This is a genomic window from Methylobacterium sp. C25, assembly GCF_021352225.1.
Classification (GTDB): Bacteria; Pseudomonadota; Alphaproteobacteria; order Rhizobiales; family Beijerinckiaceae; genus Methylobacterium.
On record NZ_JAAUVI010000001.1, the window covers coordinates 192,008 to 217,127 of the forward strand.

Annotated in this window: 13 protein-coding genes; 6 read left to right on the forward strand and 7 right to left on the reverse strand. The window is 66.1% G+C overall.

The annotated features are described in order from the left end of the window. Positions 1 to 262: 262 nt before the first annotated feature. Entirely contained in the window at positions 263 to 2,953 is a 2,691-nt protein-coding gene (locus HCU64_RS00940; protein WP_233381922.1) for a bifunctional acetate--CoA ligase family protein/GNAT family N-acetyltransferase, read from the reverse strand. Between the two features lie 427 nt (positions 2,954 to 3,380). Here HCU64_RS00940 and HCU64_RS00945 point away from each other — a divergent pair, with 427 nt between their 5' ends. After that, positions 3,381 to 4,154, forward strand: coding sequence for a restriction endonuclease (locus HCU64_RS00945; RefSeq protein WP_233381923.1), 774 nt, complete (start codon positions 3,381 to 3,383; stop codon positions 4,152 to 4,154). Here HCU64_RS00945 and zwf read toward each other — a convergent pair. From zwf to HCU64_RS00970, 5 genes are all read right to left on the reverse strand, one after another. Next, complete coding sequence (gene zwf, locus HCU64_RS00950) at positions 4,143 to 5,681, reverse strand: glucose-6-phosphate dehydrogenase (protein ID WP_233381924.1); 1,539 nt, start codon at positions 5,679 to 5,681, stop codon at positions 4,143 to 4,145. The two genes, HCU64_RS00945 and zwf, sit on opposite strands and share 12 nt — an antisense overlap. A 102-nt stretch (positions 5,682 to 5,783) precedes the next feature. Beyond that, on the reverse strand, positions 5,784 to 7,289 hold the full coding sequence (locus tag HCU64_RS00955) for an efflux transporter outer membrane subunit (protein WP_233381925.1): 1,506 nt from the start codon (positions 7,287 to 7,289) through the stop codon (positions 5,784 to 5,786). After that, positions 7,289 to 10,741, reverse strand: a complete 3,453-nt coding sequence (locus HCU64_RS00960; protein WP_233381926.1) for an efflux RND transporter permease subunit — start codon at positions 10,739 to 10,741, stop codon at positions 7,289 to 7,291. The genes HCU64_RS00955 and HCU64_RS00960 overlap by 1 nt, the downstream gene beginning before the upstream one ends. Then, complete coding sequence (locus tag HCU64_RS00965; protein WP_233381927.1) at positions 10,738 to 13,857, reverse strand: MdtB/MuxB family multidrug efflux RND transporter permease subunit; 3,120 nt, start codon at positions 13,855 to 13,857, stop codon at positions 10,738 to 10,740. Before HCU64_RS00965 ends, HCU64_RS00960 begins: the two co-directional genes overlap by 4 nt. A gap of 80 nt (positions 13,858 to 13,937) precedes the next feature. Further along, on the reverse strand, positions 13,938 to 15,353 hold the full coding sequence (locus tag HCU64_RS00970) for an MdtA/MuxA family multidrug efflux RND transporter periplasmic adaptor subunit (protein ID WP_233381928.1): 1,416 nt from the start codon (positions 15,351 to 15,353) through the stop codon (positions 13,938 to 13,940). Between the two features lie 664 nt (positions 15,354 to 16,017). Here HCU64_RS00970 and HCU64_RS00975 point away from each other — a divergent pair. From HCU64_RS00975 to HCU64_RS00985, 3 genes are all read left to right on the forward strand, one after another. Further along, positions 16,018 to 17,160: an aminotransferase gene (locus HCU64_RS00975; RefSeq protein WP_233381929.1), complete on the forward strand. Its 1,143-nt coding sequence runs from the start codon at positions 16,018 to 16,020 to the stop codon at positions 17,158 to 17,160. A 66-nt stretch (positions 17,161 to 17,226) separates the two neighbouring features. Beyond that, positions 17,227 to 17,694 (forward strand): DUF4112 domain-containing protein, encoded by a 468-nt coding sequence (locus HCU64_RS00980; protein WP_233381930.1) that lies wholly within the window; start codon positions 17,227 to 17,229, stop codon positions 17,692 to 17,694. Positions 17,695 to 17,722: 28 nt separating this feature from the next. Beyond that, the gene (locus HCU64_RS00985; RefSeq protein ID WP_233381931.1) at positions 17,723 to 18,925 is read left to right on the forward strand and encodes an ABC transporter permease; all 1,203 of its coding nucleotides are present in this window, start codon (positions 17,723 to 17,725) and stop codon (positions 18,923 to 18,925) included. A gap of 97 nt (positions 18,926 to 19,022) precedes the next feature. Here the strand turns inward: HCU64_RS00985 and HCU64_RS00990 are convergent, their stop codons facing one another. After that, a complete protein-coding gene (locus HCU64_RS00990) occupies positions 19,023 to 20,999 on the reverse strand; it encodes an acyl CoA:acetate/3-ketoacid CoA transferase (RefSeq protein WP_233381932.1) in 1,977 nt (658 codons plus the stop codon). Between the two features lie 565 nt (positions 21,000 to 21,564). Between HCU64_RS00990 and HCU64_RS00995 the strand changes: the two genes are divergently transcribed. Both HCU64_RS00995 and HCU64_RS01000 read left to right on the forward strand, forming a co-directional pair. Continuing rightward, entirely contained in the window at positions 21,565 to 22,203 is a 639-nt protein-coding gene (locus HCU64_RS00995) for a BA14K family protein (protein WP_233381933.1), read from the forward strand. Between the two features lie 211 nt (positions 22,204 to 22,414). Further along, positions 22,415 to 25,081, forward strand: coding sequence for a DUF2339 domain-containing protein (locus HCU64_RS01000; protein WP_233381934.1), 2,667 nt, complete (start codon positions 22,415 to 22,417; stop codon positions 25,079 to 25,081). The last annotated feature ends 39 nt before the right edge of the window (positions 25,082 to 25,120 follow it).

A 25,120-nucleotide genomic window follows, 5' to 3' on the forward strand; every position in this document is an offset into this window, starting at 1 on the left:
CGAGAAATCGCCGGTCTTGGTTAATGGCGGGTTTAGAGCGGTGTAGGGAGCGCAGCGACGTCCGCCGCCATGTGTTGATGCTCAGAAGCGGACCGACCGAGATCCACTCATGGCGGACCTCGCGAAACGGCAGCAAGCTTAGGATTTTAGCGTGAGACCGGTTGGCGCTTCGGGATAACGCCAGCATATCGCTGCCAGCTGTCCATCGAGCTGAGCGGACCACATCGAAACAGCAACAAGCATGGGGTGTGGTGCAAATCCCTCATAGTCTTAGCGTCACCTTCATCACACTCGGATCGTCGGGATCGGCCTTCGCCTCGAACCCCAGCCGCCGGCACACCGCCAGCATCGCCCGGTTCTCCGTCAGCACCGTGCCTTCGACCCTCTCGATCCCTTCGGCTTTCGCCCAGTCCAGCATGAGCCGCATCAGCGCGTAGCCCAGCCCCACGCCCTTGATGTCCGAGCGGACCAGGATGCCGAACTCGCCGCTCTCGTGGTTGGCGTCGGCATGGAGCCGCACCGCGCCGAGCATCTGTTCGGTGTTCGCATCGATGGCCACGAAGGCGATGGCGCGGGCGTAGTCGAGCTGGGTCAGGCGGGCGAGGAAGGCGTGGCTGAAGTGCTTCATCGGAGTGAAGAAGCGCAGGCGCACGTCCTCCGGATCGATCTCGGCGAAGAAGGCCGCGAACAGCCCCTCATCCTCGGGGCGCACCGGGCGCACCTGGATGGCGCGACCCTTCAGCGTCATCAGGCGATCCCACTCCACCGGATAGGGGCGGATCGCCAGTCGTGACTGCTTCGCCTGAAAAGCCTTCGGTCCGAGATCCGGATCGCGCCAGACACGCACCCGCCCGTCGAGGCCGAGGACACCGTCGGCATCGGCCAGCAGCGGATTGATGTCGAGCTCGCGCACCTCAGGCAGGTCGATGGCGATCTGCGAGAGTTTGACCAGGACCAGGGCGATGGCATCGACATCCGCCGCCGGCACGTCACGGTAGGCGGCCAGCCGGCGAGCGACTCGGGTGCGCGCGATCTGGTCGGCTGCCAATCGCAGGTCGAGGGGCGGCAGGCCGAGCGCCCGGTCGTCGATCACCTCGACGGCAGTGCCGCCGCGGCCGAACACCACCACCGGGCCGAAGGTCGGGTCCTCCGCGAGGCCGGCGATCAGCTCCCGGCGCGCGCCGCGCGGCACCATGGCCTGCACGGCGAAGCCCGTGATGCGGGCTTCGGGCTGCAGGGCGCGCACACGGGCGACCATGCGGGTCGCGGCCTCGCGCACGTCGGCCTCCGAGGTGAGGCCGAGACGCACGCCGCCGACATCCGTCTTGTGCACGATGTCCGGCGAGACGAGCTTCAGCGCGACGGGCTGGCCCTGCGCGATCATCGGCCAGGCGGCCTCGGCGGCGTGCTCGCCATCCGGCGCCAGGAGGCAGGGCTGCATCGGGATGCCGTAGGCCGCGAGCAGCGCCTTCACCGAGAGCGGATCGAGCCAGCTCTGGCCGCCGACCAGGGCCTGTTCGACGATGGCGCGGGCCGCCGCGACGTCCGGCCTGAAATCCTGCGGCAGGGAGGCCGGAGTGCGCATCAGGTCGTCCTGCGCCTCGCGGTAACGCACCACATGCAGAAAGCCGTCGACCGCATCGGCATCCGTCGGAAAGAGGGGGATGCCGGCCTTGGCGAGAACCGCCGTCGCGGCCGGGCTCTCGCCCACGGAGACCGCATAAACCGGCTTCTTGCGGCCCCCGTCCGGCCGCACGGCCGTAACCGCGGCGGCGATGGCCTCGGCCGTCTCGTGGGCCCGGGCGCGGGCGGTGGGGACGTGAATGACGAGGAGTGCGTCGTTCTCGCGCGCGGCGAGCAGCGGCTTCAGCCCTGCGGCATAATCCTTCGCCTCGGCATCGACGCCGAGATCGATCGGGTTCTTCGAGGCGCCGTGACGGATGCCGTCGAGCGCCGCGAGCGTCTCGGGCGCACAGTCTGCCGCAACGCCGCCCTGTTCGGCCAGCCGGTCGGCCGCGAGCGCGCCGATGCCGCGGCCGTTGGCGACGATCATCAGCCGTCGCCCGGGAAACGGCCGCTGCCTGCGTAGGGTCTCGGCGGCGGAGAACATCTCGTCCAGCGTGTCCACCGAGAGCAGGCCGGCCCGGCGCAGGGCCGCCGCATAGACCGCATCGGGCCGGGCGAGCGCGCCGGTATGGGTCTGCGGCGTCTCCTCCTGCGGCTCGTGGCGCCCGGTGCGCAGGACCACCACCGGCTTGACCCGCGCCGCCGCCCTCGCCGCCGACAGGAACTTTCGCGCGTCCTCGATGCGGTGGAGCGAGAGCAGGATCGCCCGGGTGTGGAGATCGGCCGCAAAGTGGTCGAGCGCGTCGGCCACGTCGACATCGGCCGAGCGGCCCACGGTGAGGATCGCGGAAAAACCGACCTCGCGGCGATGGGCCCAGGCCGCGATGGCCGAGGCCACGGTGCCCGATTGGGTGACCAGCGCGAGATCTCCCGCGAGCGGCGGATGCGCCAGCAATGTCGCGTTGAGCTTTCGCCCCGGCACGGCCAGGCCGATGCTGTCGGGTCCGAGCAGGCGGAGGCTGTGTTCCCGCGCCGCCCGCCGGGCCACGCCGATCGGCGCCTCCTCGCCCCGGCCGAGATGCGCCGACAGCACCGCCGCCGCCGCGGCCCCGCACTGCCCCGCCTCGGCGACGATCCCCGGCACCGTCTCCGGCGGGGTCGCGATCAGCACGAGATCCGGCGTCTCGGGCAGACTCGCGAGGTTCGGAAAACAGGGCAGGCCGTCGATGGTGTCGTAGTTCCGGTTCACCGGCCGGATCGGGCCATCGAACCCGCCGGCGCGCAGCGAGTCGATCACCGCCCGGCCGACCGATCCCTCGCGCTCGCCCGCCCCGACGATGGCGATGCTGCGCGGGGCGAGCATGGTCGCGAATCCGTAGGTGCTCATGAGCTGGCTCGGATGCTCGCGCAGAACATGATCCCGGTGATCGCAATCACGCCGCCAGGATCACCGAAACGGGACGCCGGAGCAGTACCAGCCTTTCATGGCTTTTGAACCCCCGCGCCGCCTTTCGCGATGATGAGAAGCGCGAGATCGCAAGTATCGAGCGGAACGGCGCCAGTGTCCGGAGGCGTCGACAATAGAAAATCAATCATTCTAAATATTGGATCTCCTCGGATCGCTCTATCGCCCCCTGCCGGGAGCGAGATAGGCGCAATCTGCGGCGGCGTTCCGCGTGTCGGAGGGTCTCCGTCCACAGGACTTTGCCGGGTACGTGCCTTCTACCGCCCGGCATTAGGGGTCGGACAATCTCGATCCGGCACCCTGCATTTGCTCGCGTTCGGAGAGCGTCCAGAAACCCTTGTCGACACCGATGTCCGCGCGCTCGAAGACGGTCACACACCTGTTCTGGACCTTCGTCGTCGGGGGCGCGGCAGCACTCGCCTATGGGCGGCCGGCGCTGATCGCAACCGGCCTGGGGATCGCCGCCGTCTTGCTCTATCGCCTTGACCGGCCACGCAGATTTCGCGCCCTTGTGCGCCGGACCGCCCGTCGCCACGCTCGCATCCTGGCATTGCGCCGACGCCAGGAACGTTTCGTGGACGCCTACGGCAATACTGTCGAGGATGGCTGGCTGCGCGAGCGCGAATACTTCATCGAGCGCACGATCCTGCCACGCCTCGAGCAGTTCGGCTTCTCCGATTACATCGATCCGCGCTGGGACCAGATGATCGCCATCGTCGAGGCCGTGGCAGTCTCCGTGCAACTGCCCGACGAGACGGAAATGCCTGAAGACGGAGTGGCTTACGAGCGCTTCTGCGCCGGCCTGCTCACTCAGGCCGGCTGGCATGCGCGGCCGACCCAGGCCAGCGGCGACCAAGGGGCCGACGTCATCGCCGAGGCCGCCGGCACCCGCCTCGTCGTCCAATGCAAGCGCTACGGAAAGCCCGTGGGCAACGCCGCCGTGCAGGAAGTCGCAGCCGCAGCCCGACACTGGTCGGCCGACATGGCGGCCGTCGTCTCCAATGCCGGTTTCACCCCTGCCGCGCGAAAGCTCGCCGCGACCACCGGCGTCCAGCTCCTCCACCACGACGATCTCGCGGGCCTGCGCCCGATGCAATCCGCCAGCCGGCGCCTACCCGCCTGATTTGTCGACGGTTTTTCCGGGCAGCGGCAGCCATGAGCGCCCGCCGCGCGCCAGCAGGTCGTCGGCTCCTTTCGGCCCGTCGCTACCCGCAGGATAGAACTCTACCGGAGCCTCCTTCCAGGCCTTCAGCAACGGATCCACCGCGGCCCAGCCGGCTTCGATGTTGTCGGCACGCTGGAACAGAGTGGCGTCGCCGATCATGCAGTCGTAGAGCAGGGTCTCGTAGCCGACATTCGGCTTCTCGTCGAAGAAGTCCTTATAACGAAACGCGTTTTCGACCGTGCCGAGCCGCATCTGTGGCCCGGGGGCCTTGACGTTGATCTCGGTGGTCTCGCCGGGTTCCGGTGCGATCCGGATGCGCATGACGTTCTGCGCGATCTCTTCGACAGGCGTGTCGCGAAATAGCCGATAAGGCGCCGGCTTGAAGTGGATCGCGATCTCGGTGAGGCGGCCGGCCAGCCGCTTACCGGTGCGCACGTAGAACGGCACGCCGGCCCAGCGCCAATTCTCGATCTCGAGCTTCAGGGCGGCGTAGGTCTCAGTGTTCGAGTTCGCATCGACATTCGGCTCGTCGCGATAAGCGGGAACATCCTTGCCGAGCTCGACGCCAGCCGTGTACTGGCCGTGCACCGCATCCTCCGGCCGGATCGGCTTAACTGCCTCGGCGAGCTTTGCTTTCTCCGTGCGAACAGCCTCCGCATCGAACGAGTTCGGCGGCTCCATCGCCACCATGCAGAGCAGCTGGAACATGTGGTTCGGCACCATGTCCCGCAGCGCGCCGGTTGCCTCGTAGAAGGAACCACGCTTCTCGACGCCGACAGTCTCGGCCGCGGTGATCTGCACGTGGTCCACGTATTCGTGCCGCCAAAGCGGTTCGAAGATTCCGTTGGCGAAACGGATCGCCATCATCGACTGCACCGTCTCTTTCCCAAGGAAGTGGTCGATCCGGTAGAACTGGCTCTCGTCAGCCTGCTTCAGGATGCGGGCATTCAGCGCTTGCGCAGAAGCGAGGTCGTGGCCGAAGGGCTTCTCGATCACGACGCGGCGGAAACGGTCGTCGCCCTGCTTGAGCAGCCCGGCCTGTCCGAGACCATCGACGATCGCCCCGAAGAACCGAGCCGCGACAGCGAGATAGAAGACAGCGCTACCCTGGAGGTGCTGGCCGAGCGCCTTATAGGTTTCGTCCTTCTCGAAGTCGCCCTGCACGAAATGCAGCCGGTCGCGGATAAAGCTCCACTGGGCCTCTTCGATATGATCGGTGTGGAACTCGCCGGACTTGTCCTTGGCGAAGGACTGCATCGTCTCGGTGAGGTCCTTGCGCCAGCCCTCGTCCGTATTCTCGTTGTGGTCGACGCCGATGATCGTGAGATCGTTCGAGAGCAAGCCGCTGCCGGCGAGATTGTAGAGCGCCGGCATCAGCAGCCGTTTGGTCAGGTCGCCGCTCGCACCGAAAATCACGAGGGCGCAGGGAGGAGCCGGCTCGGCGCCCGGTGCGCTACCCTTCTTCGGCGAGACCTGATCGCCCATCACAATCGCTCCGAATGACGCAGCGCAACGCGGCAGCGGCGGATCAACCGGTCGGCACCCGTGGCGTTCCATGCCCCGCGCGCCGATGCGACCGGCGCAGTGTCACTCCTCGGTGCGCAGGGCCTGGCCGTGATCGACCGGAAGGTCGAGCGCTTTGTCCTTCAGCTCCTCGCCCGTCGGAAGGGAGCGGGCATCCCAGCCGCCGCCGATGGCGCGGATCAGGTCGACCGCCGTGGTGAAGCGGCTGAGCTTCACCTGCAGCGCGGCGACTTGGTTGCTCACCTGCAGCGCCTGCGCGGTGACGACCGTCGTGTAGTTCTGCGTGCCGGCGCGGTATTCGTTGAGGGTGATCTCAACGGCCTTGCGGGCGGAGACCACAGCCTCGTCCTGCTTGGCCTGCTGGCGGGCCAGGATACGCACACCCGAGAGGTCGTTTTCGACTTCGCCGAAAGCCGTGAGCACGGTTTGACGATAGGTCGCCACGGCCGCGTCGTAGCCAGCGCGGGCCGACTGGACCGCCGCGCTGCGCGCGCCCCCGTCGAACAGAACTTCGCTGCCAGCCGCGGCCACCGACCAGACCGTGTTCGTCGCCGAGAAAATGCCGTCGCGGGTCAGGCCCGCGAAGCCGCCAGAGGCGGAGAGCGTCACCGTCGGAAAGAAGGCCGCGACAGCGACGCCGATCTGCTCGCTCTGCGCCTGGACCAGGCGCTCGGCCTGGGCAACGTCGGGGCGTCGCTCCAGCAACTCCGAAGGGACGCCCACCGGCACCGAGGGCGGGCGTTCCGCAAGCCGCCCGATCGGGATGTTAAGCTCGGAAGGCGGGCGGCCGATCAGCGTGGCGAGCGCATGCTCGTACACGGCGCGCTGAACATCGGTGGCGATGACCGCCGCCTCTGTCGTCTGAAGCTGTGTCTGCGCCGTGATCACGTCGGAGCGCGCGGCGACACCGGCATTGTACTGGTTCTCGGCGATGCCAAGGCTGCGCTTGTAGCCCTCCACATTCTCCTGGAGGACCTTCTTCAGCGTGTCCTGGTAGCGGAGCTGCAGGTAGGTCGTGGCGAGTTCCGCCTGGATCCCGAGCCGCACCAGGCCGATATCGGCCGCCGAGGCTTGGGCGCTGGCGACGTCGCTCTCGAGTTGGCGCCGAATCCGACCGAACAGATCGGGCTCCCAGGTGGCCTGACCCTGCAGTTGATAGCTAGTCCGCTCGGAGCCGGACGAGCGGGCGCGGGTGATCGTCGGCGCGCCGATAACCGTCGGGAAGAGCGCGGCACGGGACTGCGCGACGAGGGCGCGTGCCTGCGAATAGTTGGCAACGGTCGCCCGGAGGTTCTGGTTGTCGACATCGACGAGCCGCATGAGGCGGTCGAGGGTCGGATCGCGGAACACCCGCCACCAATCACCGCGGACGGCGCCGTCATTTGGCTGCGCCGGCCGCCAGCCCTTCTTCTTCTGGACCCAGGCGACACTGTCCTCGCGCGTTCCACCCTCCTTGAACCCGAGCGGGGTCTCGACGGAGGGGCGTGCGTAATCGGGACCGACGAGGCAGCCCGAGGTCGAGGCGGCCACGGTGAGGGCCGCCGCCATGCGGATGAGCTTGAGGGACATCACTCGGCCGGGATCGGAGCCGCGCCGCCGCCCGTCCGTCTCCTGCGCCGGTTCAGCGCCCAAAGGCGCAGCCGGTCGAGGTAAAGGTAGACGACGGGGGTCGTGTAGAGGGTCAGGATCTGGCTCACGATGAGGCCGCCGACGATCGCGATACCGAGAGGATGGCGGAGCTCCGCGCCCTCCCCCATCGCCAGCACCAGCGGCGCGGCGCCGAGAAGCGCGGCCGCCGTTGTCATCATGATGGGCCGGAAGCGCAAGAGGCAGGCCTCATAGATCGCATCGGCCGGCGCAACGCCGCGCGTGCGTTCGGCATCAAGGGCGAAATCGATCATCAGAATCGCGTTCTTCTTCACGATGCCGATCAGCAGGAAGACGGCGATGAGTGCGATCAGCGTGAACTCGGTACCGGTGGCGAGCAACGCCAATACGGCGCCGATCCCCGCCGAGGGCAGCGTCGAGAGAATCGTGATCGGGTGGATGTAGCTCTCGTAGAGGATCCCGAGCACCGCGTAGACTGCGAGCAGCGCGCCGAGGATCAGCAACGGCTGGCGCGAAGCCGAATCCTGGTAGTTCTTGGCGGCGCCTGCGAACTCGCCGTGAATGGTGGCCGGCATGCGCAGCTCGGTCATCACCTTCTCGATCGCCGCGGTAGCGTCTGAAAGGCTCTTGCCCGGCGCCAGATTGAACGAGACCGTCGTCGCCACGAAAAGACCCTGGTGACTGACTTGAACCGGCGCCGTGCCGGTCTCGAAGCGCACAAAGGCCGACAGCGGCACCATCGTCTCCTTGGCGCTCGAGACCGGCGCGCTGGACGATGCCCCTCCCTTGCTCGCGGCGATCGCGTTGGAGGCGGCGTTACGCGCGGAATCCGAGGCGACCGAGGAGGCCGTGCTGCTGCTCGTCGATGTGCCCGATCCCGCTCCGGACGATGCGACAGTCGAGCCGACACTTCCCGCCGGAGCGCCGCCCTGCGTGCCCGAGACCGCCGACGTCGCGCTGCCGACGGAGCCCGACGTCGGCGGCGAAGACGAACCGCCAGCGTTCGACGTCGCCGCCGCGCTCGACGGGCCGGTGACGGTGCCAGCCACCGCGTTGGTGGTGGCCGAGCCGCGCGCGTTGCCGCCCGAGGTCGAGACGTAGATCATCTTCAGTGTCTCGGGGCTCTGGAGATAGCGCGGCGCAATCTCCATCACGACGTGATACTGGTTCAGAGGGTTGTAGATCGTCGAAACTTGGCGCTGGCCGAAGGCGTCGTAGAGCGTCTGGTCGATCTTGTCGGGCGTGATGCCGTAGCGGTAGGCCGTCGGCCGGTCGATCACGATCCGGCTCTCCAGGCCGCCCTCCTGCTGGTCGGAGGTCACGTCGGCGAAGAGGTCCGTCTGCTTCTGGAGTTCCGTCACGAGCTTCGGCGCCCAGGCATAGAGCTCGTCAGCCGAATCGGCCTGAAGCGCGTATTGATACTGTGCGAAGCTCTGCCGCCCGCCCATCTTCAGGTCCTGCCGGGCGAAGAGAAACAGTCTCGCCCCCGCAACCTGCGAAAGCTTCGGCCTCAACCGCGCCATCACCGTCTCGATCGGCGGGCGCTCCCCCAGCGGCTTCAGGCCCACGAAGACGTTGGCCGAATTGGTCCCGCGTCCACCCGTGAAGCCCACGATGCTCTCGACGGCGGGATCGGCCTGCACAATGGCACTCGCGCGCGTCAGCTTCTCCTTCATGGACTGGAACGAGATGCGCTGGTCGGCCTGAACGCCACCCATGAGCTGCCCGGTATCCTGCTCCGGAAAGAAGCCTTTCGGTACGATCACGTAGAGGTAGACGTTGAGCCCGATCGTCACGAACACGCTGAGCAGCACGAGGCGGCGATGGCGCAGGGCGAAGCCGAGCGAGCGCTCATAGCCGCGCAGCAAGCCGTCGAACCCCCCTTCCAGCATCCTGACGAAAAGGTTGGGGCGCTTGGACTTTGCCGGATGACCGTGCGGCTTGAGGAAGCGTGCACACATCATCGGCGTCGTGGTCAGCGAGACCACGAGCGAAATCAGGATCGCCAGCGAGAGCGTGACCGCGAATTCCCGAAAGAGCCGGCCGACAATGCCGCCCATCATGAGGATCGGCAGAAACACCGCGACGAGCGACAGGCTCATCGAGATTACGGTGAAGCCGACCTCGCGCGCGCCGAGCAACGCCGCCTCCATCCGCGGCTTCCCGGCTTCGATGTGCCGCTGGATGTTCTCGAGGACTACGATGGCGTCGTCGACAACGAAGCCGGTCGCGATGATCAGCGCCATCAGCGACAGGATGTTGAGCGAGAAGCCGCAGAGATACATCGCGGCGAAGGTACCGATGATCGAGATCGGCACGGCCACCGCCGGGATCATGGTCGCGTGTCCCGAGCGCAGAAACACGAACACGACCAGGATCACGAGAACGACGGCGATGATCAGCGTCTCTTCGGTCTCCTTCAGGGAAGCCCGGATCGTCGCCGACCGATCGCCGGAAATGTTGAGGTCGATATCGCCTGGAAGCGCGGCCTGAATCTGCGGGATCGCCTCCTTCACCCGCTTCACCGTCTCGACGACGTTGGAGTTCGGCTGCTTGTATATGAACAGGATGACGCCGGGCTTGCCGTTGACGAGGCCGAGGTTGCGCTTGTCCTCGACGGAATCCTCGACCGCACCGACATCAGTTAGCCGCACGCCCGCACCGTTGCGGTAGGCGACGACGATGTCGCGATAATCGGCGGCCTTTCGCCCCTGGTCGTTGGCATAGAGCTGGTAGCGGCGGTCGCCTGCGGTCACGTCGCCCTTGGGCGAGTTCGCGTTGGCGGAGGCCAGCGCCGCGCGAATGCCCTCCAGGCCGATGCCGTAGTTGAACAGGGCAGTCGGATCGAGCTCGACGCGCACGGCCGGCAGCGACGAGCCGCCGATATCGACATTCCCGATGCCCTCGACCTGGGACATCTTCTGCTGAACGACCGTAGCTGCCGAGTCGTAGAGCTGACCGGGCGAGAGCGTGTTCGAGGTCAGGCCCAGGATCAGGATCGGCGCGTCGGCCGGGTTGAACTTCCGGTAGGTCGGGTTCTGGCGCAGCGCCGTTGGCAGATCCGCGCGCGCTGCGTTGATGGCAGCCTGGACGTCACGGGCGGCCCCGTCGATATCGCGGTTGAGACCGAACAGCAGGACGATGCGGACGCTGCCGGTGGAGCTCGTCGACGTCATCTCGTTGACGTCGGCGATAATACCGAGCCGTCGCTCCAGCGGCGCGGCTACCGTCGTCGCCATGGTCTCCGGCGAGGCGCCAGCCATCTGCGCCTGGACGAGGATGACGGGAAAGTCGACCTGCGGCAGCGGCGCTACCGGCAGCTTGATGAAGGCAAAGATCCCCGCCAGCAGAACGCCGACGGTGAGCAGGGTCGTGGCGATCGGGCGCCGGATAAACGGCTCCGAGATGTTCACGGCAGCGCCTCACCCGTGCGGAAGCCACCCTCTCGTCGGCCCGTCAGCCGGCGCTCCAGCCGGTCGAAAGCGAGGTAGATCACGGGCGTCGTGAACAGCGTCAGGACCTGACTGACGATGAGGCCGCCAGCGATGACGATGCCCAGCGGCTGGCGTAACTCGGAGCCGACGCCTGTCCCGAGGATCAGCGGCACTGCCGCGAACAGGGCAGCGAAGGTAGTCATCAGGATCGGGCGAAAGCGCAGCAGGCAGGCTTCGTAGATCGCGTCACGAGGGCTCATGCCCTCCTCGCGCTCCGCCTGGAGCGCGAAGTCGATCATCATGATCGCGTTCTTCTTCACGATGCCGATCAGCAGGACGATGCCGATGATCGCGATGATGTCGAGGGAGAGCCCGAACAGCATCAGCCCGAGCAGGGCGCCGATGCCGGCCGAAGGCAGGGTCGAGAGAATCGTGATCGGGTGGATGAAGCTCTCGTAGAGCACACCGAGCACGATGTAGACGGTGACGATCGCCGCGAGGATCAGCAGCAGTTCGTTCGAGAGCGCCGACTGGAAGGCGAAGACCGAGCCCTGCGGCACGACGTTGAAGCTCGCCGGCAGGCCGATCTCCTTGCGGGTTTTCTCGATGGCATCGACCGCCTGCCCGAGTGCTGCACCCGGGGCGAGGTTGAACGACACGGTCGTGGCCGGGAACTGGCCGAGATGGCCGACGAGCAGCGGCGCGCGGCGTTCCTCGATCCGGGCGATGGCCGAGAGCGGCACCTGGCCCGACGCCGCGGTGGAAGACGGCAAATAGAGCTTCTTCAACGAATCCAGGGTCGTGTGGAGCGCGGGATCGGCTTCGAGGATCACGCGATACTGGTTCGACTGCGAGAAGATCGTGGAGATGATGCGCTGGCCGAAGGCATCGTAGAGCGCGTTGTCCACGGAAGCCGGCGTGATCCCGTAGCGGCCAGCGGTGGGCCGATCGATGGTGACGTAGGCTGCGAGCCCGTTGCCCTGGTAGTCGCTGGTGACGTCGGCGAGGAGCGGCGAGGCCTGTAGCGCATCGACGAAGCGCGGCACCCAGGTCTCGAACTCGGAGAGGTTCGGGTTCTCCAGGATGACCTGGTACTGCGTCGCCGAGACCGCCGTGTCGATGGTCAGGTCCTGAACCGGCTGCATGTAGAGGCGCACGCCTGGCACCTGCCGAGTCGCCCCGTTGAGGCGCCGGATGATCTCGCTGGCGCTCGCCGAGCGCTCGGCCTGAGGTTTCAGGTTGATCAGCATCCGGCCGGAATTCAGCGTCACGTTCTGCCCGTCGACGCCGATGAAAGAGGACAAGTTGGCGACGTCCGGGTCTTTCAGCACGACGTCGGCGAGCTGCTGCTGGCGTTCGGCCATGGCCGCATACGAGACGCTTTGATCAGCCTGCGAGATGCCCTGGATGACGCCGGTGTCCTGGACCGGGAAGAAACCCTTCGGGATCACCACGAACAGGTAGGCAGTCAGCGCGATCGTCCCGACGGTGACGATGAGCGTGAGGCCCTGGTTGGCGAGAACCACGCGGAGCGCTCGGCCATAGGCTGCGATGGTCCCCTCGGTGAGGCGGCGACCGGCGCGACCGATAAAACCCTCGCGCCGCTCGCCGTGGGCTTCCGGCTTGAGAAGACGCGCGCACATCATCGGCACAAGCGTCAGCGAGACGAAGGCCGAGATGACAATGGTCGCGGCAAGCGTGATCGCGAATTCGTGGAAGAGCCGGCCGACGACATCGCCCATGAACAGCAGAGGGATCAGCACCGCGATCAGCGATACGGTCAGCGACACGATCGTGAAGCCAATCTCCTTGCTGCCCTTCATTGCGGCTTCGAGTGGCGACATCCCCTCCTCGACGTGACGGGCGATGTTCTCGATCACCACGATCGCATCATCGACGACGAAGCCGGTGGCGATGGTCAGCGCCATCAGCGAGAGGTTGTCGAGGGAGAAACCCCAGACGCTCATCGCCGCCAGCGCACCGACCAGGGACAGCGGCACCGACAGGCTCGGGATGATCGTTGCTGAGACGCTGCGCAGGAACAGGAAGATCACCATCACCACCAGCGCGATGGCGAGGAGAAGCTCGAATTGCACGTCCTCGACCGAGGCGCGAATCGTGATCGTGCGGTCGGTAAGCAGCGCGATGCCGACAGCCGCCGGCATGCTGGCCTGCAATTGCGGGAGCAAGGCCTTGATCTTGTCGACCGTCTCGATGACGTTTGCGCCGGGCTGGCGCTGGATGTTCAGGATGACAGCCGGCGTCCGGTCCATCCAGGCGCCGAGTTTGGTGTTTTCGGCTCCGTCGACCACTTCCGCCACATCCGACAGGTGCACCGGCGAGCCGTTCTTGTAGGCGATGATCGCGCTCGAATAGACTGCCGGGTCGCGGACCTGATCGTTGGCATTGATCGTGTAGGACTGGGTCGGCCCGTCGATATTGCCCTTGGGCGTATTGACGTTGAGGTTCGAGATCGTGGTGCGCAGGTCGTCGATGTTCAGCCCGTAGGCGGCGAGCGCCAGGGAATTGAACCGCACCCGTACGGCCGGGCGCTGCCCACCGCCCATGCTGACGAGGCCGACGCCGGCAACCTGTGAGATCTTCTGCGCGAGTCGCGTCTCGGCGAGGTCGCGTACCTGCGTCAGCGGCATCGTCGACGACGTCAACGCGAGCGTCAGGATCGGCGCATCGGCCGGATTCACCTTCGCGTAAACCGGTGGCGCCGGCAGGTCCGACGGCAGAAGGTTACCGGCCGCGTTGATCGCCGCTTGGACGGATTGCTCGGCGATGTCGAGGGAGATGTCGAGGCTGAACTGGAGAGTGATGACCGACGCGCCGGCCGAGCTCTGCGACGACATCTGGCTGAGGTTGGCCATCTGGCCGAACTGACGCTCCAGCGGCGCAGTGACGGCCGAGGTCATCACCTCGGGGCTCGCCCCCGGATAGAAAGTCTGAACTTGGATCGTCGGATAGTCGACGGCAGGGAGCGCGGAGACCGGAAGGCCCACGTACGAGACCATGCCGACGATCAGGATCGCCAGCATCAGCAGCGTCGTCGCCACGGGGCGCAGAATGAAGATACGCGACGGGTTCATGGCGTATGCCTAGGCCACTTTGCGCATCCTCTCTCCCCGCCTGCGGGAAGAGAGGGAGCGCGAGGCCGTCGCGCGTCTCATCACTGAGCCTTCTGTCGGCCGCGCCGGTGCGGGTGCTCGCCGCCTTGGGTCTGTACGGCGTCGCCCTGGCCGTCCGGTGCCTTGCCGCCATCCGTCTTACCGGCGCTGCCCGTCTCGGCCTGCTGTGAGGAGGCCGCACCCGGCGCCGTGTTGTCACCCGGCGCACCGCTGGCCTTCTTCTGGCCGCCGGCCGTAATCCGCACTGGTGCCCCCTCGCGCAAGCGGTCGGTGCCGTCCGTGACGATGCGGTCACCGGGCTGGAGGCCGGCCGTGACGACGGCGCGGACACCATCCGTCTCGCCAACGGTGATCGGTCGCACGGTGACCTTGTCGTCGCCCTGCATCAGGTAGACGTAAGCGCCGGGCGTGCCACGCAGGATCGCCGATGTCGGGACGACGGTGGCGTTCTTGATCGTGTCGACGGTGAGCTTCGCATTGACGAACTGGTTCGGAAACAGCGTCTCCTCGTCGTTCTGGAACAGCGCGCGCAGCTTCACCGTGCCGGTGGTGACGTCGATCTGGTTGTCGATCGTGTCGAGGGAGCCGGTGGCGATCTCGTGCTGGTCACCCCGGTCGTAGGCGCGCACTGTCAGCTTGGCGCCCTCGCGCATACGCTTCATCACCCGCGCAACGTCGTCCTCGGGCAAGGTGAACAGTACCGAGATCGGGTGAAGCTGCGTCACCACCACGATGTTGGTCGAGCCGGCCGAGATGTAGTTGCCCTGGTCGACTTGCCTCAGTCCGACCCGGCCATCGACCGGCGACGTTATGCGGGCGTAGGCGATGTTCAGCTTCTGCTGATCGACCATCGCCTGGTCGGCCGCAACCGTGCCCTCGTTCTGCTTTACCAGGGCAGCCTGCGTGTCGACGTTCTGTTTCGAGATCGAATCCTGGCGGTTCAGGGTCTGGTAGCGCACCAGGTCGAGCTTGGCGTTCTGCAGGAGCGCCTGATCCCGGGCGAGTTGGCCTTGGTTCTGCGCGAGCAGGGCCTCGTAAGGCCGCTGGTCCACCTGGGCGAGGTAATCGCCCTTCTTGACGGTCTGCCCCTCGCGGAAGCCGATATCCATCAGATAGCCGCTGATCTGCGACTTCACCGTCACCGTAGCGAGCGGCGTCACGGTGCCGAGGCCCTGGAGCACGATCGGCATGTCGCCGGTCGACGCCGTGGCGATGCCGACCGCCTGGGCGATATCGCCACCGCCGTGACGACCACCGCCGCGGCCATGCTTCGTCGCCGTGGCGCCCGCGGGAGCCTGCTTGGCCTCGTACATCCGGTGCGCAACAGCGCCAGCCAAACCAAGCAGCAGGAGCAGCAGCATCCAACGCCCGACGCGATTGCGCCGGCGGGCGGGTGTGGGCGCCTGCCCCGGATATTCCCGGGCGGTCTCCCTGCGGATCGGCGAACTCTCGTTCATCCTCGACTCAATCAGACCGCCACACCGATTCCCAACCCGTCACGAGCCAGACTGTGCTTCCGTTCGGCGGGAAAACGCAAACCAGCCGCGAGACTTGTCCCGAAGCCTTCGGATTGCCGGGCCAGCGGAACCAGCCACCCCGAAACCCGAAGGTACGCATCGGAGATCGATACGAACCCTTTCTCGGCAATACGTCGTCAGTACGGCGTGCAGGTTTCCCGGATGTTGCTGCGCTGCGAACCATTGGTCACTGCGTAAGATACCCAGTGCAGCGCGCGTTGGTCTCGCGCTTGGCGGCAATCGAACGAAGGCCGGTCATACGGTCCGCAACGGCCACCGACAGCGACGCGCGGCCAATCGGTCCGGCAGAAACGCAAAGAGGCTGCCGTGCGGAACGGCAGCCTCTTCGTTACAACCGAGCCGGCGGCCACATGCAGGGAACGAGGGGGCGGAGTTCTCTACAGGCGGCCGCCGGTCGGCCGTGGGTTGAGAGTTATCTCACGACTGACGATTGTCAACATTCGTCAGTCGTGCGGCTCGCCGGGGGGCGAAGTGGTGTGCGCTCCCGCACGTTTCGCCATGATATCCCCTCATGGTATCGGGATCTCATCTTGACGCCGCGCACTCTGCGACAGGCGTCGCCTCTTCCCCTGATCTGCCGAATATGAATCCCGTCTTCGCCGATCTTCCGGTTACGGTCTTCGAGACGATGTCGCGGCTCGCCCGCGAGCATGGGGCGATCAATCTGGGTCAGGGATTTCCAGACAACCCGGGCCCGGAAGACGTGCGCGAGGTCGCAGCGAAGGCCCTGCGCGACGGCTACAACCAGTACCCGCCGATGATGGGCTTGGCCTCGCTACGAACCGCGATCGCCACGCATTACAGCCGCCATCAAGGCCTTGAGCTCGACCCCGACACGGAGGTCATGGTGACCTCCGGAGCCACGGAGGCCTTGGCTGGCGCGATCTTCGCGCTGATCGAATCCGGCGACGAGGTCGTGCTCTTCGAGCCGATGTACGACGCCTACCTGCCGCTGATCCGCCGGGCCGGCGGTGTACCGCGCTTCGTCACGCTGAAGCCTCCGCATTTCCGGCTGGAGGAGGAGGCGTTGGCGGCCGCGTTCTCGGAGCGTACGCGGCTCGTCATCCTCAACAATCCGCTGAACCCCTCTGCTACGGTCTTCGGTGAAGCCGATCTGTTGCTGCTCGCGAGCTACTGCAGGCAATTCGATGCAGTCGCGCTTTGCGACGAGGTCTGGGAGCACGTTGTCTTCGATGGCACCCGCCATGTCCCGCTGATGGTACTGCCGGGCATGCGCGACCGAACGATCAAGGTCGGCTCGGCCGGCAAGATTTTCAGCCTGACCGGATGGAAGGTCGGTTTCGTGATGGCCGCGCCCGGGCTGATGCGCGTGCTCGCCCGCGCCCACCAGTTCCTCACCTTCACCACGCCGCCGAATCTTCAGGAGGCAGCTGCCTACGGTCTGGCGAAGGACGAAACTTACTTCACGGGCATGCGGGCCGGGCTCGCCCGCTCGCGCAATCGACTCGCGAACGGTCTGTCGGCCCTCGGCTTCACGGTCCTGCCGAGCGCCGCGACTTATTTCCTCAGCATCGATATCGGCGACGCCGACGACGTCGCCTTCTGCGAGAGGCTGGTGCGCGAAAACGGCGTTGCCGCAATTCCAGTGAGTGCTTTCTACGAGACGGGGCGGGTCAGGAACCTCGTGCGGTTCTGTTTCGCCAAGACCGACGCGACACTCGATGCAGCCCTCGACCGGCTATCGCGCCGCGCGAGCGCCGCCTGATGAAATTTTCCGCGGGCAACGGTCGCTTCCTTGCCGCCAGGGGGGGCACGGACCACATGCTCCGGCATGAGCGCCGCCGATACGCCCCGCAACCCGCACGTCTTTGCCGAGCCCTTCGGAGCGGCCGAGCTGCGCCGCTTCACCGATACCGGACCGGAAGCCAGCCTCCGGCGCCTGGAGCACATCGCGCATCTGATGGACACGGCCTTCGTGCTTCCGGGCATCAATCGGCGCGTGGGCCTCGACGCGGTTATTGGCCTAGTGCCAGTGATCGGCGACATCGCGGGCGTCGCGATCGCCTCGTATATTGTCTACGAGGCAAAGCGGCTCGGTGCACCGCGCTGGCTGATCGCGCGGATGGCGGCGAACGTCGCCTTCGACGGCCTCGTCGGTGTCGTGCCGGTAGCAGGCGACCTGTTCGACGCGGCCTTCAAGGCCAATCGCCGCAACGTCCGCCTGTTGCGCAAGCATCTCGAGAAAAAGGGGACCTTGCGGCCGAACGAGATCGAGGGCACGGCAGTCCGCCTCGATTGAGTGTCTTCAGCGCCAAGGCCGTTTGCCGATGAACGAGGTGCCGCGCCCGCAAGTCGACGCGGTCCCTGTGACCGCGCCCGGCAATGCGCCGCAGATGCAGGCCATGCCGCCGGAGACCCGGCACGGGCTCTCGCCGCTCAACCGCCGCCGCGTCGCGAACTTCTGGAAGAACAAGCGCGGCTCGTGGTCTGCAGTGGTCTTCGTTGGGCTGTTCGTCGTAAGCCTGTTCGCGGAATTCATTGCCAACGACAAGCCGCTCTTCATTTCGTACAAGGGCGAGTGGCTCTGGCCCGTCCTCGTCGACTATCCGGACGAGAAGTTCGGCGGCTTCCTGGCACAGACGGATTACCGCGCGCCCGAAACCCGCAAGGAGATCGAGGAGAACGGCTGGACGATCTGGCCGCCGATCCCCTACTCCTACAACACCTTCATGAGCGACCTGCCGACGCCGTCGCCCTCCCCGCCGACCTGGAATCTGACGGACGAGCAGTGCCGGCCCGTCGCCGAGCGGGCCGGCGTGAAGGCGGAGGGCCGCCAACTCGGGTGTCGCGACATCGAGAAGCATTGGCTCGGCACCGATAACGCCTCGCGCGACGTTCTCGCTCGCGTGATCTACGGCTTCCGGATTTCGGTGCTGTTCGGCTTGGTGCTCGCCGCCATCTCCTCGGTGATCGGCGTCATCGCCGGAGCGATCCAGGGCTATTTCGGCGGTTGGACCGATCTGATCTTCCAGCGCGCCATCGAGATCTGGAGCGCGGTGCCGACGCTCTACCTGATCATCATCATGTCGGCCTTCCTCGCGCCGAGCTTCTTTACGCTGCTCGGCATCCTGACGCTGTTCGCCTGGACGGCCCTCGTCGGCGTGGTGCGCGCCGAGTTCCTGCGCGCCCGCAACTTCGAATACGTTCGCGCCGCCCGCGCGCTCGGTCTCTCCAACGTGGCGATCATGACCCGCCACCTGCTCCCCAACGCCATGGTCGCGACGCTGACCTTCCTGCCGTTCATCCTGAACGGCTCGATCACGACGCTGACCTCCCTCGACTTCCTCGGCTTCGGCCTGCCTCCTGGCTCCGCCTCCCTCGGCGAGTTGCTGGCGCAGGGTAAGGACAACATCAATGCGCCGTGGCTCGGGCTGACCGGGTTTTTTGTCGTCTCGGCGATGCTGAGCTTGCTGGTGTTTGCCGGCGAGGCTGTGCGCGACGCGTTCGATCCGCGGAAGACCTTCGCCTGATCCCCGTCATAGCGAACTTAATGAACGATCTAGAGCCAAACCGGCGGCATAGGCCCGTTGGCCCTAGATTGTTTCGCTTCGCTCACGATGACGAGGACTACTCCGCCGCTACAGCCGGCGAAATCTGCTTCCTTGCCCGCTTGTCCACCGTGCCGACGAAGGAATGTGCGTCTTCCTTCCGCTCGAACACGTGCGGAGCGACGCCGCGCTTTTTCAGCGCCTCTTCCATCTTCAGCCGGAGGAAGGCGCTCGTCGCGTAACGTGTGGTCGTCGCATAGTAGTTCGCCTGCAGATATTGAATCATGCCGGCATAGTCGTCGTAGAGGTTCTCGTTGAGCTTGAACCCGTCGTGGTTCACCACCGAGTTCACGCGCTGGCCGGCCTTCTTGCAAGCCTCGACGATGGTGAGGCGCAGCTCGTCCATGTCGCTCTTCACGCGGCAGTACCAACCTTCCAAGTTGATGAAGAGCAGGTTGCGCTCCGGGTCGTAGCTGACGCGGTCCTTGAGATCGAGGTTGAGCAGGTCGGCGGCCAACTCCATCGGATCCTCGCGAAAGATGCGCGGATCCATGGGCACCGGGTTCCGGATCACCGGTTTGAAGTCCATGTGGGGGAGGATATCGCGATCGATGTCGATACCGGGAGCGACCTCGATCAGTTCCAGCCCCTCCTTTGTGAGCTGGAAGACACAGCGCTCCGTCACGTAGATGACGGGCTGCGATTTTTGCACCGCATAGGGGCCGCTGAAGGTGTTCTGTGCGACTTGGGCAACGAACTTCCGCGCCCTGCCCTCCTTGACGATCTTCACCTGCCCATCATCGACCGCGATCTCGAGGCCGCCGGCCGTGAAGGTGCCAGCGAAGACCACGCTGCGCGCGTTCTGGCTGATGTTGATGAACCCGCCGCAGCCATTGAGCTTGCCGGCGAACTTCGACGTGTTGACGTTGCCGGCCTCATCGCACTCGGCCATGCCGAGGCAGGTCATGTCGAGGCCACCACCGTCGTAGAAGTCGAACATCTGGTTCTGGTCGATGATGCAATCGGCATTCGTCGCCGCGCCGAAGCTCGACCCGCTGGCAAGCACACCACCGACGGCACCGGCCTCGGTGGTCAACGTGATGTAGGGGGTGATCTTTTCCTCGTTCGCGACCGACGAGATGCCTTCGGGTGCGCCAACGCCGAGATTGACCACGCCGTTCGGCGGCAACTCGAAAGCGGCGCGACGGGCAATGATCTTGCGTTCGTTGAGCGCCATCCGCTTGATGCCAGTGACCGGCACGCGAATTTCGCCAGCCAGAGCGGCATCGTGCATGACGCCGTAATTCATGCGGTGCATCTCGGGCTCGGCGACCACGACGCAGTCGACGAGGATGCCGGGCACGCGCACGTCCTTCGGCAGCAGATAGCCATCATCGACGATGCGCTCGACCTGGGCGATGACGATGCCGCCATTGTTGCGCGCAGCCATCGCCTGGGCGAGGCAGTCGAGCGTTAGCGCCTCCTTCTCGTAGCTCAGATTGCCCGACGGATCGGCCGAGGTGGCACGGATGAAGGCGACGTCGATCTTGGTGGCCGTATAGAACAGCCACTCCTCACCATCGACCTCGACCAGCTTGACGATGTCGTCCTGGGTCAGCTCGTTGACCTTGGCTCCGCCATGGCGCGGATCGACGTAGGTGTGCAGTCCGACCTTGGAGAAGAGGCCGGGCTGCCCGGCAGCGCAGGCGCGGTAGAGCTGCGAGATCACGCCCTGGGGCAGGTTGTAGCCGCGGATGCGGTTCTCGGCGGCAGCCTGGGCGACTTTCGGCATCCGACCGAAATTCGCGGCGATGACGCGGGTGAGCAGGCCGTCATGATGCAGGCGGCCAGTGCCGAGGCCTTTGCTGTCGCCGGCCCCCGCCGTCATGATCAGGGTCAGGCCGCGGGGCGAGCCACTGTCGACGAAGCGCTTCTCAAGCGCCGCGTGGAGAGCCTCGGGGATGCAGCTCTGGACGAACCCGGTCGTGGTCACGACGTCGTTCTCGCGGATGAGCGCGATCGCCTCCTGGGCCGTGATGACCTTGTTCTTCTTCATCGGCTGCGTCTTCCTCCCGTATCCGACGTTGTTCGACGGCCCCGACAAGTGCTCACTCGAGGGGATCGCGACGCCATTTTTCTCGCCAAAGCTAATGCATGCAAAATACACCGCGTCTGGCCGACGCAGAATTGCTTAGATTTGCGCTGCACCGCACAATGACTTCGAGGGCAGGTCGCACAAGCTTGGACAGCAACAGCTTACCGCAATCGTCCGCCGGTTGGACCTGAAAAAGACTGCTCGACCCTTCAAGAAAAACTCGCCGGATCATCGAGAACGGAGCCGAGGGCGGCGGTGGCGCGACACGACATTTACACAACCGACAGGGTGCCCTGAAGATGATCGGCCCAGCCCGGAAGCCCTGCTGAAGATCAGCGGCGGCGCGGGCGAGGACAAGTTTGGGCAGATCCGGTTACGCTGCGCGCCGGATCATCGCATTCAATGTTATCCTGGGACTTTCGCCCGTCGTCGCGCGTTAATGGTTCATATGATGGATTTTCACGCAGCGGTTTTAGACATGAAGCGCATTCTTCTTGCCTCGGTTATCGCCATTGGAAGCTTGGCCATGACATCGGCGATCGTCGAAGCTCAGACCATCACCGGTGGCCACTTCCCGACGGGCGGCGGTGGCCACATTGGCGCTGGTGGAGGCGGCCACGTGGGCGGAGGCAGCTTCGGAGGCGGCCGTGGCGGCTTGGGTGGGGGTGGCTTTGGCGCTGGGCGCCCAGGCGGGTTTGGCGGCGGCGGCACCTTCGCCCGCCCGGCTGGAATCGGCGGTCTGCCCTCTGCAGCTGGACCGATGCCCGGCGCCGTCGTTGTCCCCGGCACTCCGGGCGTGCGGCCTGGCTTTCCCGGCGGCGTGAACCCGGGCATCCATGGCCGGCCCGGCGGCATTGCTGGCAATGGTTTCGGAGGCCGGCCGGGCTGGAACCGCCCCGGCCGCCCAGGTTGGCATGGCCATCACGGCTGGCGTAACCGCTACTATCCCGTCTACGGCTTCGGTCTCGGCACCGGCTTGGGCTACGGCTACGGCTACGGGAGTGGCTATTACGACGACGGCTACTACGCTCCGGCCACCTACGGCGAGGAGGTCGCGCCGGCCGATGACGCGCAAGAAGCCTACTGCGCGAAGCGCTTCAAGACGTACGATCCGCAAACGCGGACCTATATTGCCAAGGGCGGCAAGCGTCGCGCCTGCCCGTAACGACACGCACAGCACCTGGACGCTGCGCTCCATGGGCTCCAGCCCGTAGAGCGCTTTCGTTATGTGGTGCCGCTTGGGTTGGAACCGGCTGACCGTCGTGGAAGGTCGGCCTCTCTTGCTGATCCTGACTTTTCTTCGCGCGTGACCGAGCGCACAGACGGTCGAGGTTGATCGTCTCAACTCGGAAGACGGTCATTCGGACGCGCGGACGATGGACGAGACGATCTTCTTCTTGGGGTTGGCGCTGATTGGACTGGCTCTGGCCGCGTCCGGGCCAATCGCACTGGCCTTCACCTTGTCGCAGCGCAGACGCATCCAGGCGCTGGAGCAGAAGGTGGCGCATTTCGAGCGCCTGCCGCCTGCCGCGCATACGGCACAGACGCAGACTATCCAGCCTGTCACGCGGGCAGAGCCGGCTCTGACACCGGAATCCGCTCGAGAGCCGCCTCGACCCGCGGCCACGGTGCCATCAATGCCCGTGTCGTCGCCTACTCCAGAACCGAAGAAGCCGCGCGCCTCCTTCGAGGAGCGCTTCGGAACGCGCTGGACGGTCTGGGTCGGCGGCGTTGCCCTTGCCTTCGGCGCAGCGTTGCTGGTGCGTTACTCCGTTGAGGCAGGCTATTTCGGTCCGGCCATGCGGGTATTGTCGGGGTTTGCCCTGGCGCTCGGCCTTCTCGCCATCGGCGAAGTCCTGCGGCGGCGTCTGCGCGGCAGCCTACCGGTTCCGTCGACGTGGCCCGACATCCCAGCCATGGTGACCGCCGCCGGCACAGTTGCGCTGTTCGGCACGATCTATTCCGCCCACGCGCTCTACGACTTTATCGGACCGCAGCTCGCCTTCATGGCTCTCGCCGCGACGGGTCTCGGCGTCATGACGGCCGCGCTGTTGCATGGGCCAGCCCTGGCTGGGCTTGGCCTCGTCGCCGCGATGGTGACGCCGCTCCTTGTCGGAAAAAGCGGGACACCCTGGCCCCTCGCCTTCTACCTGCCGGTGGTCGCGGCGAGCGCCTACGGCTTCGCTTGGCTGAAGGGCTGGCGCGCGCTCGCCGTCGCTGCCGGCATCGGTGCGACGATCTGGGCGCTCGTCTTGGGGTTTGCGAGTTACACCGCTACCGTCGCGGGGTCGGCGCAAGTCCATGGCGTATTGCAGGCGATCCTGGCGAGCATCGTCTTCGCACTGCCCCATCGCTCTACGTCGGCCGAGGAGGCAAAGCCTGACCGTTTCGGCAGCGCCGTGCTTGCCGTGGCGACGCTGGTGCTGGTCGCCCTGCTCGGGCTGACCGCGAGTGCCGGCTATGGTCCGCTCTGGATTCTCACAGCAATCGCCGCAGTTGCGATCCCTGCTGCGATTGGCTTCTGCATGCCGCCCCTGGCTGCCGGGCTCGTCGTCGCCGGTCTCGCGTTGTGCGGCACGATCGTGCTGTGGGCGCCGCCTCCCAGCGAGGATTGGGTCAGCTTCCTGATCCGCCTCGATACGACCGATCCGGGCGTGCTGATCGCGGTAGCTGGGCTCTCCGCCATCGGAATTGCGACTGCCGGCGCGCTCAGGCTGATCGGTGGTGGACGCCTCCCGCTCGCCACCTTGCTGACTTACGCAGCCGGAGCCGCGCTGACGCCGCTGGCTGCCCTATCGCTGACCTACCTGCGACTGGCACAGGCCGAGGTCTCGCCTTCCTTCGCCGTCGTCGCTGGTGCACTGGCCCTCGCCATGACATGGCTGGCCGGCACCTTCCGCGCTCAACGTGAGAGAACGCCTGCCGACGCGCTCACCATTGGCCTCGGCGCCTTCAGCTCGGCTGCGGTGGCAGCCCTCGCTCTGGGCATGGTCTTCGCAGTCTCCGGCGGCTCTCTCACCGTGGCCATGGCGCTGGCGGCGCTGGGCACCGGCGCCATCGCCCGTCGGCTCGATATCCCTGCCCTTCGCTGGTGCGTAGCCGGTCTCGGGGTCGTGGTGGCCGGACGGCTCGCCTGGGACCCGATGGTGGTTGGCGGAGAGCTCGGACGCACGCCGATCTTCAACTGGCTGCTCGTCGGCTATGGAGTACCGGCACTCGCCTTCGGTATCGTCTCCCGCATCATCCGCCTGCCCGATGCCAAGCCAGATGCGCCGCCTTTGATCGCGCAGGCGCTGAGCCTGCTGCTCGCAGCCTTCCTCGTCTTCTTCGAGATCCGGCACGCGCTGCATGGAGGCGACATCTATGCGCTCGATAGCGGGCTCCTGGAGCACGGCTTGCTGTCGCTCTCGGCACTCGGCTTCGCGACCGTGCTGGTGCGCCTGGACGGTGTGCACGGCTCACCGGTGATCCGCTTCGCGAGTCTCGCGTTCGGGGTGATCGCCTTCGTGCAGAGCCTCGCTGCGCTGGGGCTTGCGGTGAATCCCTACTTCACCGACGACGCTGTGGCTGGCGGCCTGGTCTTCAACGAGATCCTGATCGCCTATGGCCTGCCGGCGCTCGTCGCCCTGGCGCTCGCCCGGACGGCTCGCGAGACGCGGCCGCAATGGTACGTGCTGGGGGCGGGAGGCGTCGGCGTGGTGCTCAGCTTCCTGGCGGTGACGCTGCTGATCCGCCATGGCTTCCAAGGCGCTCAACTCGGCATCGACCGTGAGACGAGCCAGCCCGAATGGTATGCCTATTCTGCCGGGTGGCTGATCTTCGGACTGGTTCTTCTGGCCTACGGGCTGCTGCGCCAATCCCTGACGGCACGGCTCGCCTCGGCGGCACTGGTTGGGCTCTCAACGGTAAAGGTCTTTGTTTTCGACCTCTCCGGGCTCGACGGGCCCTTGCGGGCGTTGTCCTTCCTCGGGCTCGGCGCGGTGCTGATCGGGATCGGCCTGATCTACCAACGCTTCGTCTTCGCCCCGGCGCGAGCGGACTGACGGAACACGACGAACTCGGCGCGGCCGCGCCGAGGCGCG